Annotated in this window: 12 protein-coding genes and 2 pseudogenes; 3 read left to right on the top strand and 11 right to left on the bottom strand. The window is 63.2% G+C overall.

What is annotated here, in order from left to right; all coding sequences use genetic code 11:
* Positions 1-1,017: pseudogene (locus FBZ89_RS16805) on the top strand (tyrosine-type recombinase/integrase); the annotation flags it as partial.
* Here the strand turns inward: FBZ89_RS16805 and FBZ89_RS16800 are convergent.
* From FBZ89_RS16800 to FBZ89_RS16785, 4 genes are all read right to left on the bottom strand, one after another.
* Complete coding sequence (locus FBZ89_RS16800) at positions 1,015-1,335, bottom strand: lytic transglycosylase domain-containing protein (RefSeq protein ID WP_246172290.1); 321 nt, start codon at positions 1,333-1,335, stop codon at positions 1,015-1,017. The pseudogene FBZ89_RS16805 and the gene FBZ89_RS16800 overlap by 3 nt on opposite strands.
* A gap of 23 nt (positions 1,336-1,358) precedes the next feature.
* Entirely contained in the window at positions 1,359-1,907 is a 549-nt protein-coding gene (traF, locus tag FBZ89_RS16795; protein ID WP_145751047.1) for a conjugative transfer signal peptidase TraF, read from the bottom strand.
* Entirely contained in the window at positions 1,904-2,143 is a 240-nt protein-coding gene (locus tag FBZ89_RS16790; RefSeq protein WP_145751046.1) for a helix-turn-helix transcriptional regulator, read from the bottom strand. Before FBZ89_RS16790 ends, traF begins: the two co-directional genes overlap by 4 nt.
* Positions 2,144-2,320: 177 nt before the next feature.
* A complete protein-coding gene (locus tag FBZ89_RS16785; RefSeq protein ID WP_145751045.1) occupies positions 2,321-2,659 on the bottom strand; it encodes a DUF736 domain-containing protein in 339 nt (112 codons plus the stop codon).
* Positions 2,660-3,419: 760 nt separating this feature from the next.
* Here FBZ89_RS16785 and FBZ89_RS16780 point away from each other — a divergent pair.
* Positions 3,420-5,342 (top strand): amidohydrolase family protein, encoded by a 1,923-nt coding sequence (locus tag FBZ89_RS16780; protein WP_145751044.1) that lies wholly within the window; start codon positions 3,420-3,422, stop codon positions 5,340-5,342.
* 97 nt (positions 5,343-5,439) lie between these two features.
* Here the strand turns inward: FBZ89_RS16780 and FBZ89_RS16775 are convergent, their stop codons facing one another.
* The 7 genes and pseudogenes from FBZ89_RS16775 to FBZ89_RS32055 all read right to left on the bottom strand — a co-directional run.
* Positions 5,440-6,384, bottom strand: coding sequence for a DUF2493 domain-containing protein (locus tag FBZ89_RS16775; RefSeq protein ID WP_145751043.1), 945 nt, complete (start codon positions 6,382-6,384; stop codon positions 5,440-5,442).
* Positions 6,385-6,635: 251 nt separating this feature from the next.
* The gene (locus FBZ89_RS16770) at positions 6,636-7,637 is read right to left on the bottom strand and encodes a DUF7146 domain-containing protein (protein WP_246172278.1); all 1,002 of its coding nucleotides are present in this window, start codon (positions 7,635-7,637) and stop codon (positions 6,636-6,638) included.
* A gap of 67 nt (positions 7,638-7,704) precedes the next feature.
* Entirely contained in the window at positions 7,705-9,756 is a 2,052-nt protein-coding gene (locus FBZ89_RS16765) for a ParB/RepB/Spo0J family partition protein (protein WP_145751042.1), read from the bottom strand.
* Positions 9,757-9,860: 104 nt separating this feature from the next.
* Positions 9,861-11,060: a DUF932 domain-containing protein gene (locus FBZ89_RS16760; protein WP_145751041.1), complete on the bottom strand. Its 1,200-nt coding sequence runs from the start codon at positions 11,058-11,060 to the stop codon at positions 9,861-9,863.
* A 95-nt stretch (positions 11,061-11,155) separates the two neighbouring features.
* The gene (locus FBZ89_RS16755) at positions 11,156-11,641 is read right to left on the bottom strand and encodes a thermonuclease family protein (RefSeq protein ID WP_145613634.1); all 486 of its coding nucleotides are present in this window, start codon (positions 11,639-11,641) and stop codon (positions 11,156-11,158) included.
* Positions 11,642-11,759: 118 nt separating this feature from the next.
* Entirely contained in the window at positions 11,760-12,065 is a 306-nt protein-coding gene (locus FBZ89_RS32060; protein ID WP_425465962.1) for a DNA -binding domain-containing protein, read from the bottom strand.
* A 277-nt stretch (positions 12,066-12,342) separates the two neighbouring features.
* Positions 12,343-12,567: pseudogene (locus FBZ89_RS32055) on the bottom strand (transcriptional regulator domain-containing protein); the annotation flags it as partial.
* A 339-nt stretch (positions 12,568-12,906) separates the two neighbouring features.
* Between FBZ89_RS32055 and FBZ89_RS16745 the strand changes: the two are divergent.
* Positions 12,907-13,803, top strand: a complete 897-nt coding sequence (locus FBZ89_RS16745) for a helix-turn-helix transcriptional regulator (RefSeq protein WP_145751040.1) — start codon at positions 12,907-12,909, stop codon at positions 13,801-13,803.
* The last annotated feature ends 57 nt before the right edge of the window (positions 13,804-13,860 follow it).

The following is a 13,860-nucleotide window of genomic DNA, read 5'->3' as shown; positions in this document are numbered from 1 at the left end:
ATGCCTCTCACCGACATGAAATGCCGCATGGTTCGGCCATCTTCCAAGGTCCAGAAGCTTTCGGATGGTGGCGGGCTGCAGCTGTGGATACAGCCAACAGGCGGCCGACTGTGGCGCCTGGCCTACCGGTTCGACGGCAAGCAGAAGCTCCTCGCCCTCGGCGCCTACCCAGCCGTATCGCTGGGCGATGCCCGCAAGGCCCGCGACGATGCCAAACAGCTGCTGCGCGAAGGAATCGATCCCTCCTCCGACAAGAAGATGCGGAAGGCGGAGGAGGAAGGTGAGACGTTCCGGGGAATCGCCCAGGAATACATCGCCCGCCTTGAGAAGCAGGGGCGCGCCGACGCCACTATCACCCGCACCAAGCGCCTACTGGAAAGCACCTACCCTTCCCTAGGCGCCCTCCCCCTGAAGGATATCGACGCTCCGGCCGTCCTGAAGGTCCTTCGCCTGGTGGAAGACCGCGGCCACTACGAGACCGCCCGCCGCCTCCGGTCGACCATCGGCTGCATCTTCCGTTACGCCATGGTCACCGCCCGGGCAGCCTCCGATCCCACCCTTCCGCTCGCCGGCGCTTTGATCCGGCCGACCGTGACCCCACGGGCCGCTATCACCGAGCCCAAGGCCTTCGGCGCCCTTCTCCGAACCGTTGATTCCTTTGAGGGGCAGGTGGGAACACGAACGGCATTACAGCTCATGGCACTGCTCTTCCCACGCCCGGGGGAACTGCGCCTAGCCACCTGGCCGGAATTCGATCTGGAGGGGGCCGTGTGGGATATCCCGGCCAGCCGCATGAAAATGCGTCGCCCCCACCGGGTCCCCCTGCCCCGGCAGGCCGTCTCCCTCCTACGGCACCATCGCGAGACCACCTCAGCCGGCCTCTACCTGTTCCCTGGCATCAGGACCGCCGCCCGCCCCATCTCCGACGGAACCTTGAATGCCGCCCTACGCCGACTGGGCTACGAGAAGGAAGAGGTGACACCCCACGGGTTCAGGGCGACCGCATCCACTCTCCTAAACGAGTGCGGTAAATGGCATGCCGAAGCGATCCCACATCGTTCGCAGATAGGCCGTGCCGGCGAGAATGTTGTCGCCAGGGTCGAAAGGATCGCCGCCGAGGTGATAGAGCCCCTGCAGGTCATGCCAGGTCGCCGGCATGAGTTGCATCAGCCCCATGGCACCCTTCGACGACAGCGCGTGCAGATCGCCATCACTTTCGGCGGCGATGACCGCTGCGATCCAGCCTGCTGGAAGGTCGAAGCGCCGAGCAGCTTCGGAGATCTGCGGCCGCCATTGATCAAGGCTGGCAGCCGATGTGGACGCGCTCACCACCATCACGACGCCGGCCACCGCCAGGCTCAACCGATCCATAGCGGCACCAGCTGGCCGATCACGCTCTCCACGCGCACGGGCCCGAAATAGCGGCTGTCGAAGGAGTCCGGCACGTCCCGCATCAGCAAGAACAGCTCGCCAGCCTGCAGCATCCGGCAGCCTTCCCAAGTGGGGAGCGGCCGGCCCAAACGATCCGTCTCCAGACGCGTGGGGACAGGTTCGCCGTTGATGGCAACCGAGCGTTGCTCACCACAAACGGTGTCGCCCGCAAGCGCCGCCACGCGCTTGATCAGCGGCACACCGGCGGGCACATAGCCGCGCGCAGCGGCCAGGCTCGCCACTGCCGACGGAGGGCGAACCAGGACCAGGTCCCCACGGATCAACTGCGTATTCGACCGAACCCGATAGAGGCCGATGGGCGCAGAGGCGCTGGCATTCCAGACCACCAGCGGGTGGTGGTGCAGCAGCGACGGACCGCTGACGCCGCATGTCCCCAGGGCGCAGAAGGCCAGGATGATGAAGCGGCCAAGCCGCCGGCGCCGGCGATGATGCCGCGCTATCGTACGGGCGATCATGACGCTTTTCCCTGGTCGGAAGCGACATCCCCATCCTTCCCCAGCGACCAAGCATCCAGGTCATCGATGTGGTAACGCACGTAGCGCCCGTGCTTGCGAAAGCGCGGACCGCCCCCTTTCAGGCGCATCTTCTCCAACGTCCGGTGCGACAGGCCCACATAAAAGGCGGCCTGCGCGGTGTTGAGAAAGGGACTGCCCTTCTTGGCCTTGGCGGCCCGGCCAACCTCGTCCTCCATGCCCTCCTCCTCCAGCGATGGCGGCGGATGTCGCCGCAGATGGGCAGAGGATGGCGAGCGGGGGCGTGCTTGCGGACGCTCGAAAACCCACCCCCCTGGTTTTCGATCCCCGGCCGGCCGAGCACAGGAAAAGCCCCGTCCCGGAGGTTCCGGAACGGGGCTGTGGAAAGACCGGGATCAGCGGTCGCGCGGCTCCCAGAGGGCCATGTGCGTGGGGCCATCGGCGACGGGCTGCTCCAGCTTGACCAGGCGGGCGCGAACCCAGCTGGGCCCGAATTCGGGGGCACCGATCTTGAGGTTCACGTAGGTCTCGCCGCTGGATTTGGCGACCTGGCTCCAACCGGCGCCGACCTCGTAGCGCTGGCCGTTGCCGGCGTAGACGCGATGGTCGGGGGCGTTCTCCGACAGCTTCTGCACGGGCACGATGGTGAGGCTGGCGGTGATGTTCAGGGTCTTGAGGATGCCGGTGAAGCTGTTGTCGTCGAGCTTGGTGAAGGTGCCGAGGGTGATGGCCATGATCTGTCTCCTTCGCTGTGGGGCGCGGGGCCTATCCCCGCGATGTCCCCGGCGTCAGAGCCCGCAAAGGCGGGCGCGCCACCCGGAGCGCACGCGACGGGCCGCAACGTAGTGAAGGACCCGAGGGGGAGAAAATTTGCCGCGCGAGGAATGCCGGCACCGGGCCCCATCCTTCAGGTGGGTGGTGCAGGCAGGGGAAATTTTCTCGAAACCCCGAGGGTTGGCGCGGCCGCCGCGGGCTCTACGCCATCAGGAGGACAGCGGGGATGGGGCTGTGGGCCAGCATTTCGAGAAGGCAGGGCGAGGCATCACCTATGCAAGCCAGTGAGCGCCAAGAAACGATCACGCCGATCAAGAAGAACTCACTGGGTCTCGTAATTTTATCCGCAACAGCATGGCGAAAATCGGATAATTACCCCAGTGAATATTCCATCACAATATAGTCAAATAATGAGCCATATATTTTGCCTGCGCAGCAGAGAGCTGAGTCCTATTAACTTCCGATCCGTTTTCTTCCCCGGAAATTTCCTGCGGACGCCGCCCCATCCTATAGCAGCACGATTCATAACCTCGTGTTACCGCCGCTGGTACCACGTTGTTGCCTGCAATAATTCCATGCAGTGATCGCGCTTCGGAAATCGGATTACCGTCTTTGGTGCAATTTTGTATATATTTTCAATCTTAAGTGGAGGGTTTATACTCCATCGGTTTCACTGGCCCGGCCTTTGTCGAGCAAAAGAACAGACGGGAGATCACAATAATGTCGCGCGATCATCTAATCAGCATAGATCGCCGGGCGGCGATGCGTCTACCCTTATTACTTACCCTTCAGGCCATAATGGGCGGCTCTCTTTTAAATCTCGCCGGATGCAGAAGTTCAGAACCAGCACCCCAGCCGGACGTATCGTCAGCGGCACAAGGCATCGATGTTCACTGCCACGTCTTCAATGCACGTGATTTGCCTATCCCAGGTTTTGTCCTTCATGTCTTTTTTGAGCAATATCCTCTTGCGGCGGCTATCGCTGACCTGCCGATCACCATGATCACGCTCATGCTCGACGCCGCAACCCAAGACGCCGACGCCGAGCTCGCCGGCTTGAAACAGGGAACCATAACTCCGTTTTCCACAGGGCCCACGCTCCGCGCCGCAGCCCGCACCCCTGCGGACTTCAACCAGACGCTCTTTGCGTCTGCCAAACAGGCGGCACTAGCGCTACAGACGCCGACGCCGCGTTCCACAGAAGTGCTGCGCAGGTTGCGGGCCATCGTCCCCTCGAGGCAAACCACCCTCAGCGCCAGGCCGCCTGCACGCCCCACTCCATCGGCAACCTCCTTCCTGGCCGCCGTCGCGAAACTGCAGCCAGGCGACCCTGTCCCGGGCCTGAGCGGCGACGAAAGAATGGAGACAAAATCCCTCCAGCCGAACGTCGTTAGCCCTCTGGCGAAACTTACACCCGAGGCGCTCGCCGACGCGGCGGCCCAAGGGGTGGTACAGCACGCCAGCAATCAGTCCGGCATCTTCTATATGATCGGGCTGCTGATCGGCTACCGGACAGAACTGGTGCGGCGCCTGATGACCTTACCCGCCGCGAACGACGCCAAGGACATCGCGCTGATCACACCGGCGATGATCGACTTCAGCTTCTGGCTGGACCATCGGGCAGACGACCCCTCGGACCCCACCCCCGCCTCCGATCCCCAGGATGTGACGCCCTTGGCCGATCAAATCAACGTCATGAGTTACATTGCCAGAATCAAGACCGATCAGACCGAGACGCCGCGCAAATACGCAGTTCACCCCTTCGTTTCTTTCTGTCCATGGCGGCAAATCGCCGAGCAATGCCGCGGCGTGCCCACGGCGCAACAGCAGTTCGCCAAGGTACAGGACGCGATCCTTCAGCACGGTTTCATGGGCGTCAAACTTTATCCTGTGATGGGGTTCCTGCCGATCGGCAACGCGGCCGCGGCGGACAAGGCGGCTTACCCACGGCGCCTGCAAGCGCTGGGGCCGCACTGGGCCGAAAAACTGGACCAGGCCCTAAAGGACCTTTACGACTGGTGCATTAAGCATGATGTGCCGGTAATGGCGCACTGTTCATTCAGCCGGTATCCAAACGACGCCGCCGGGCATCGCGGCGCCCCCGCAGCATGGGTCAAGGTGTTCGACGCCGGTTACAGGAACCTGCGCCTCAACCTTAGCCATTGTGGCGGCATCTGGGACCTGGCGCCCTACAGAACGGATGTCGTCAAGAGGGCAGGCAGCCGATGGCCGGATCAAGTGCTGGCGATGCTGGCGTCCACAGATTATCCCAACTTGTACGCCGATCTTGCGGATTTCGACGGGGTCCTGGAATGCCAATCTCCCGGTTCCGCCACACCGATGCCCCCGAACTCTGCCATTCCCATCCTCGCCCAACTAGTCGCGCAGTATCCGGCCGCCCATGATCGCCTGATGTACGGCACCGACTACATGTTTCTGATTCAGGCCTCCTGTACGGAAAATTATGTCGCCAAGATGCGGGACTGCCTGGCCGCACAACTGGGCATGCCGTCAGCGAAGTTAATGGGCTTGAACGCGGCTCGCTTCTTTGGGTTGAATGATCCAGCCAGCCAAACCCGCCAGCGGCTCGACCGATTTCGAGGCGACAAATTCCTCGCGAGATGGGAATCACCGAGCAGTTGACGCCCCATCATGTCCTCATACCAGTGGCACAAGTTATAGTCTCGTGCCGTTGGTATTATAATAGTGAACGAAACTAACTTCAGCCCATAAGTACCGATCAGCCGGCCCCAAACCGCCGCACCGCGATGCCCATCTTCCGCGCCTTATCGGCCAGATTCTGGGAAATGCCGGAGCCAGGAAACGCCACCAGCCCAATGGGCATGGCCTCCAGCATCTGGTCGTTGCGCTTAAACGGCGCCGCATTCTTGTGGCGAGCCCAGTCGGGCTTGTAGACGATCTGCGGGACTTGCCGGTGGTCGGCCCAGCAGGCGGCGATGCGTTCGGCACCCTTTGGCGCGCCGCCGTGCAGCAGCACCATGTCGGGGTGTTTGGCGCGGACCTTGTCCAGCACGGCCCAGATGCGCTCATGGTCGTTGCAGTCGACACCACCGGTGAAGGCCACCTTGGGGCCTGGCGGCAGCAGCAACGTATGGTCGGCCCGATGGCGGGCGGCGGTGAAGTCTCGGCTGTCGATCATCGCCGCCGTCATGGTGCGGCGGTTCAGTTGTGAGCCCTGGCGCGGACGCCAATTGGAGCCCGTCAGGGTCTCGTAGGCTTCGGCGGCGACGTCGCGGAAGAACTCGAAGGCGTTGCGGCGCTCGATCAAGCCGACGCCGTCGGCCGTCAGCCGCTCCAGCTCGACCGAACGGATTTCCGAGCCGTCCTGGTCGCGCTGGCTGCGCTGCTGGGCCTGCTCATTGGTGTCCAGATCGCGATCCAGGGTGGCGATACGACGGTGGAAGACGTTGACGCAAGCCCACAGCAGATCATCAAGGTCGTCCTCTAGCCGGGTGTCGGTCAACAGGCCGGCCAAGGCCTCCAGGCAGGCGCCGATTTCAGCACGGGCCTGGTCGGCATCCGGCAAGGGACGCGGGTCGGGCTCATCCTGGAAAGGGCGGTAGCCGTATAGCTGAAGCTCCTCCAGCAGGTAGGCGGACGGGCTGCCATCGGTCGGCAGGTCGGTCTCGGTGAGGATGGTGGAGCGGGAGTGGCGGTTGAACATGACGGTCACCGGAGGCTGATCGGCCGCGCCAGTCGCGGCCTTCCGGGGATCGCTCGCCAGGGCTTCAGGCCGGTCCCGCACCCCTTGTGGCCGCAGCGACAGCGGAGGACGGCCGGGCATCCGGCCGTTGCGGGATCGGCCGGCCCTGGCAGATCCCCACCCTGGAAGGCCGCCTCTCGCGCGGCCCGGCCGCCGGTGCACCAGCCCTGTGGCCGCCCCGTCGCCCCCTCCCCGATCTGCTGACGGGCGGATCATTCCCCCAGCAGGAAAGCTGCCGCGTCCCGGCCGGCCAGTTGCGATGCGATCCAGTCCCGCAGCTCCGCCAACCCGAAGGCCATCAGGTCGCTATTGAAGTCGTCGAGCCTGGGATGGAGCGGCAGGACCTCCAGCCCGGCGTCGAGGCCACGCTGCAGGAGCTTGGCCAAGGCCCACCGGCCCGCCGCATCGGCATCGCACGCGACATAGAGCCGGCAGAGCGCGGCAGGAAAGATCCAGGCGCTGAGATGGGAGGCGGAGAGCGCTGCGACGGCCGGCAATCGCGGGAAGGCCATGCGCAGCGATAGCGTGGTCTCCAACCCCTCGCCCGCCGCCATGACAGGGCCGGCTGCGCCGAAGCGGACAGCGTAGCCCACCAGTTGCCCCATGGCGCGACGTGGACTATCCACCGGAGCCTTGCCGCCATCTGGCGCCAACCAGGTGCGGTGCAGGCCCGTCAAACGACCATCATCGTCGGTCACCGCCGCGATCAGCGCGGGCAAGCTGACACGCTCGGGCCCGTCCCGCCGATGGCAACGCGGATGGAAGCGCAAAGCCGATTCCGCGCGCCCCAGCACGATTCCCCGGCCGGCCAGGTAACGCGCCGCAAGTGTCCCCCGCACCGGCTGGCTCACCGCGAACAGGCGTCGGCATGATGCCGGCGTGCCGGTGTCGCGTTGCGTGAACTCATCCGCGCGGGATGTCAGCGGCAGACGGAGGAGGATTTGCGCCTCCCTGATGGCATCACGCAGGGACAGGCCCTGGCTGAGGGCAATCAGGTCCAGCAGATCGCCGTGCTCACCGGTGGCGGCGTCCACCCACTTGCCGGCGCGAGGCCCCGCCAGACGGACATAGAGGCTACGACCCGGGGAGCCCGAGACATTCCCGACCTGCCAATATCGCCCCTCGCGGCGCCCCTTGGGCAGCAGGTAGCGGCAGACATCCTCCGCCATGGACGCCAGCTGTCGCGCGGTTGGGCCGGCACCTTGCGTCATCATCTGAGCCTCCAAAGAAAATGGCCCGACACTGGGGTCAGGCCATAAGTTGATCGAGATCGATGGGCGGCTACTCGGCCGCGACCGACTGCGGCGTTGCCGCTTCCTGACCCTCCGGCATCTGATCGGGGGCACCGCCAGACGACTCGGGCGTGCCGAACACCTGGCCTGGTGACCGCAACGGAACGGGCAGCCAGCCGGTGCCGGCCAGGAGCTGTTCAGCTTGTTCCACCATGTCGGGCTTGCGCAGGTGGTCGATCCGGCGGGCGACGGCCTCCCCCTTCGCCTCGGTCACCGCCTCAATGATGCGGGCCTTGGTCACCCGGCCGAGGTAGTTGCCCGTCGTCGGTGCCCAACCAACCGATGCCAGGTCCAGTTGCAGGACATTGGCGAGCCGGTCCGCATTTCGCTGGAATGCGGGCGAATGCTCGACGGACGACAGCACCGCGTGAATGGTGAGCGCGGCGCAGTGGGCGAAGAGAGACGCCATGCTGTCCGAGTCGAATCCGACCAGGACACCCCAAAGATCACCGGGCTCCTGAGGTAATTGCTTCGCCCAGTTCTCCTGCCGGGCCTGGATCGATTGTGCTGGTGCACTGTCCGTCAGGCCCGGCGGCTGGACCATGAAGCTGGGGCTCCGCGCCGAGATCTGCAGGCAGGAATCCGTGCCGCGGCTATAGAAGGTTTGCAGGCAAAGGACATGCAGGACGGCGATGAACGCCGTGTCCGGATCCTGCGCCATGGCGTCCCGCAGGGCCAGGGTGCGATAGGCCGTCAGTTCCATCACCAGCCGCTCCGGCAGCGGCTTCAGGCCGTCCTCCTCCGCCTCCAGGTCCTGGGTGATGGTCTCGTCCACACCTGCCGCCACCGGCAAGGCCGGCGGCGCGGCCGTGCCATCATCATCGCCGCCAGCAGCGAACTCAGCCTCCGCCACGGGCTCCGGCTGCGCCTCGTCCTCGGGTCGCACGAAGCCCCGGTCCACCCGCAGCACGCCGTCGGGACCGATGCTGACGAAGCAGCCCGCCCGCGCCATCTCATCCGCTCCGAAGCGCCGGGGACGATCATCCAGCTTGGCCATCTCGTCCTCGATGGCGGACAGCTGTTGATCGATGCCCTCGGGCGGGTCCTCGGGGCTGTCATAGATCTCGAGCAGGCGCTCATGCTGGGTGTGCAGCTCGTCACGCCGGGCCTGCTCCTCGTCCGTCATGGGCACCTCCTCGGCCGTCAAACGGCGCAGGCCGGCGGCATGCCCATAGGAGAAGTCGAGGTCGGTCTCGATCCACTTCCAGCCCTCCGCCGTGACCGCTTCGGCATTGCTGGCCAGTTTCTCGGCCACCAGGCGGTCCAGCAGCGGGACATCGCACAGCCACCCGCCCTCATCGGGCGTGAACAGGTCGCGCATCACCGGCCCGCCGGCGGCAACGTAGGTGTCCAGGCCAACGAACTTGGCCCGCTTGTCCCGGACGGGAACACTGCTGGCCGTCAGCGCCTGGCGGATGTGGAAAGGCTGGCGCTGCCAATTCTGGGACCCCGCCCAGACCTGCTCCTGGTGTTCGTGGTTGTCGCTGACGCTGAAGGCCATCAACTGCTCCAGCGTGATGCCGTCCTCGGCGTAGAGGTCCAGCAGCTTGGGCGACACGGAGGCCAGCCGCAGCCGCTGCTTCACCACCGCCGGCGTCACGAAGAAGCGCGCGGCGATCTCCTCCTCATCCAGCCCCTTCTCCCGCAGGGTCTGGAAGGCGCGGAACTGGTCCAGGGGGTGCAGCGCCTCACGCTGGGTGTTCTCGGCCAGGGAGTCCTCCTCGCCCAGGCCTTCCGTGCGGATGATGCACGGGATGGGCGCCGTCTTGGCCAGGCGCTTCTGCTTCACCAGAAGTTCCAGCGCGCGGAAGCGCCGGCCGCCGGTGGGGATTTCGTACTTCCCCGTCTCCTTGCCCTCGGCGTCCAACTGCACGCGCACCGTCAGGCTCTGCAGCAGCGTGCGGCGGGCAATGTCGTCCGCCAGGTCGGAGATGGACACGCCCGCCTTGACGCGGCGGACGTTGGCCTGGGACAGGACCAGCTTGTCGAAGGGAATGTCCTGAGACCGGCTCAGGATGATCTTGGTAGGGGTACTCGCCATGGTTGGTCTCCACGACGGGCCGGCGGGAACCTCTCTCCTGCCTTCCAACCCGTCGTGAAAACCCCGGCCTTCCTTTTCCTCTGACCACCGCCGTACCCGTGGGTTCAGGCCGCCCGCTCCAGCAGCTTCTTGGCCCGCCCCTCCATCTCCAACCGCGCATCCTGGTGGGGCTTGTGGCGGGCCACCGCCGTGATGCCCTGCACGAAATCGAAGATGCTCTCCGGCTTGCGCCCCTCCTCCGCCAGCACGGTCTCGATGATCTTGTCGGTCTCGCCCTTGGAGAAACCCCGCTTGCGCAGGAAGTCGCTACGATCATCCTCGGTGCGGGCGACGATCTGGGTGCGGGCCGCCCGGATGCCATTGACGAAGGGTGCCGGCGAGGAATTGGCGAAGCGGGTCAAGGCCGGCGCCGCCTCATGCGCGAACCGGTTCGCGGCGTATTTGGAGTGCCGGATGGTGATTTCCTCGAAATCCTCGACGCCCCAGAGGTTCCGGTTCTGACAGACAGCCCGGAGATAGAAGCTGGCCATGCCCAGGGTCTTGGCACCAACCTCCGAGTTCCAGCAGAAGAAGCCGCGAAAGAAGAGGTCTGGCGATCCGTCCGCCAGCCGGCCGGCCTCGATCGGGTTCAGGTCGTCGACCAGGAACAAGAACACGTCGCGGTCGGACGCATAAAGCGTCGTCGTATCCTGCGTTATGTCGACGCGCGGGTTATAGACGCCGGTGGACCAGTCCAGCACGCCCGGCACCTTCCAGCGGGTGTCGCCCGTGCCGTTGCCGGCGATGCGCTGTACGGCCGAGACCAGTTCGTGGTCATAGATCCGCCCATAGTCGGGCCCGGTGGCGGCACGAAGTTCGACCCGCCCGTCGTTGTCGACCTCCAGCGTCTTGATCTGCTCAGCGCGATTGGAGGCCAAGCCGTACTGGAGGTTGATACCGGCCAAGGCCGCCGGCAGCTGCCGAAGATAGGCCGCCGGTGCGCCCACCAGGCCGGCCAGTTGGCCGAAACTCCAGTGCGTCGGTGCAGCCGCCCGATCCGCCCCCGGGATCATCAGGGCCAGCGCGTCCGGATCGTCACGATCAGCCTCCACGCGAATATCAGCCGAGGGGATCGTCCTGGTTTGGCTGTGATCGGTTCGGCAGCGGACAGCGGAATAGAGGTCGCTGAGCGACAGGTAGCGCTCATCATCCGGCCGGGAAAACCATTCCGAGGATACCCGGCCCACCCGCTGGCCGCGAGTGACGTCCACCCGATAGCCACCCCGGTGATCTTGAGCGGCATCAAGGGTTTCAACCTGGCTCATGGCACGTCTCCATGACGGACGCCGGAGGCCTTCCTCTGGCTGTCAGTCCGTCACGGAAACCCGAGCCTTCCTCTCACTCTCACCGCTTCAGCCTGTTACCTAGGACACTGGCCGCGCGCTACCGCCGGATTAACCCCACCGCGCCAGAGACCCAGCGCCAGGAATCGCGCATTACGTTCAGCGGCATCGTAGTTCGCCTGACCAGCCGGGCACGTCACAGCCCAGCCCTGGCGAACCATCATCTCCGATAAAGACTTTCCGCCAACGAAGCAGTCTTCAAGCGCCCGGTTGGTTTCCGACAAACGGCATTGGATGAGCTTGCCGGCGACCAGATTCTGCAGTGCCTGCATGGCCTGCCGACCACAGTCCCAGCTACGCCCCTGCTCATCTGTGCACTGGTCTCCCGGCTTTGGTGAGGAAACCCCCGATAGCCGATGTCGGGCACCTTCTATTTCAAGGACGCCCGCATCGCTGGCAGTGGCCGTTCCTCCCGGTTGAGCTTGGTGCTGAGGCCAAAAGACGACAGCAACTCCGACACTGAGAAGAACCACCACAGGCAGAATGATGGTGAGCGCCTTCATTGTTCAGTCTCCTCATCGGGGGTGAGCGCGATGGAACCATTGGGTGCGGCCCGCCCTGGCATCAAAGCCGACCTGATCAGCACCCTGCGCTTCGCCCCCAGGACCCGCAGTCCACTACTCAAGACAGCAAGGCGCGATACCCACCGCGGGACAACCGGCGACCATCCCGAACCAATCGCTGAACACGGAGACGAAGATAGTCCGACCTTCCGGACCATTCGGTCGCTGTCCGCCTTTCGCCGACCAGCGCAGTTGCAATTTCTCGCTGGGTGGCACCAGCCGACACGGCGTCGAACGCGCGTAACTTGGCGACCCATCGGATAGCCGAAGGCTCCCGGGCATACAGGGAGCGTGGTAACCGCCCCAATCGCCGGCACATGGACAGCCGCCGCAGAGCTAGAACTTTGCAGTCGATATCGCGCATTCCGCGCAAGGTGCAGATTAGGTGGACTGGCCCTTCCAGCAGGGTGCCGGAAGTGACGGCGACCTGAAGCTGGCGCTGCCCGTCGCTCAGCAGCAGATGTTCGGCGCCGTCGGGGAGGCGCAGAATCGACACGAGGTTGCTGACCAGCCGCCAATCGAACAAGTCTGCCATCTCGGCGTAGCGGCCCGCCGGCTCCGCAACGAGCGGAACAATGGCAGGGTGCGCAGAAGGGTCCCAGAACACCCGTCCCCTGTCTGACAAATCGGCGAAAGAGAACCCCCCAGGCTTTCAAAGAAGAGAGGTCCCCCACTGCAGTGAGGACTTGCCCCTCTCTGCGGAAGTGAGGTGAAAGTCCACCCAACTGCGTTCGGAATTCTCCATTGCGCTTAAGCCACTCCCAGGCCCAGCCGACCCTATCAAGGGTTAGTAGAGCGCGATAGCTGGCGCCATTCCGCCAATCGGGGGCAACGTGAAACGATGCAGTAGGTGTCTCGTCCTGCATGGCATTCCTCCATTGCTTCCCGGAGCCTGGATCGCGCCGCGCGCGGTGCTTAATCGGCTTTTAATTGAATAACTGCTATCAATGATTATCGATCCGAACTTCACAAAAAACTTCCAAATTCGCGCGGCGAATGTCAAATGGGCGCTGAACTTTCGCTTATGCATTTATTAATAATATACCCATAGATGAATCGCCACATACCACCTCAGGTGTATGAAATTTTAATATTATACATAATAATAGAAAGAAATTAAAATTACCACAGAATTCCCAATATGTGAGTTTTGGGCAAAAACAAACCGAAATTGCACGATATCGCATCGATCTTTGACTACACACGTGAATGACTACATGGATAGGTATCTTTTCGTGGATTTTATGGCGGATGCTTTGCCAGCCGGTATCACGACCCAGCGTCGCATCCGGCAGCGACATCTTATTGTCGGCCAATATACCCTGGATCGTTGCCATGAAATTCGTTTTGGGTCACCACAATTTCTTCTACTCCAAAATGACGGCCCTCCGCACACATTAACTTGGCACACCCCAGGAAATCCGACACCGAATCGACAGCACGTTAAATTAGGAGAAATCAATATTATTCCACCTGAAACAATATTATATGCTAGCTGGCCCGAACAAATATCCACATTCATTGTTGCTTTGACTCCAAATTTTGTTGTCAGCACCCTGAAAACATTTCCCCCCAGTCGAATAGTGGCAGGGGCAGGCCCTTGGATTGGAATAGATGATCCCATGTTACTGAATATTTCCGCTGTCCTACGGGGGCGGCTTGACCATCGATCTCATGATGATTCCACCTATCTGCCGCTGGCAGGGAATCTTCTCATCACCCGAGCCTATGAACTCTTCGCTGGCCATACGGTTAGGCAACCGTTGGCGGCAGGCGGCCTCGGGCTTATGAGACAGCGGCACATTCTGGCCTTCATTGATGGTCGACTTCAGGAATCGCTCACCCTCTGCCGCCTGGCGCGCGAAGCCGGTCTAAGCCCCGATCACTTCGGTAGAGCATTTAGAATCAGCGTGGGATTGTCGCCCCTCCAGTACATTACCCAGCGGCGCATCTCGATGGCCAAAGAGGCCCTACTCACCCCCAATCGCACCATAACGGACATCGCAATGGCGCTCGGCTTTGCAAGCCCCAGCCATTTTTCTGATGCGTTCCGCAAGGCTACTGGCGTTGCACCTTCGAAATGGCGGCGCGAGCGTAACTAGTCACAACCACGCTTCTAGCTTGGCGCAAGAATCGCTTGTCCAAGCCACGCTTTGAAT

This window comes from Nitrospirillum amazonense, from assembly GCF_007828045.1.
Classification (GTDB): Bacteria; Pseudomonadota; Alphaproteobacteria; order Azospirillales; family Azospirillaceae; genus Nitrospirillum; species Nitrospirillum amazonense_C.
Note: the sequence above shows the minus strand (reverse complement) of the source record. Positions and strands in the feature narration are given on the sequence as shown.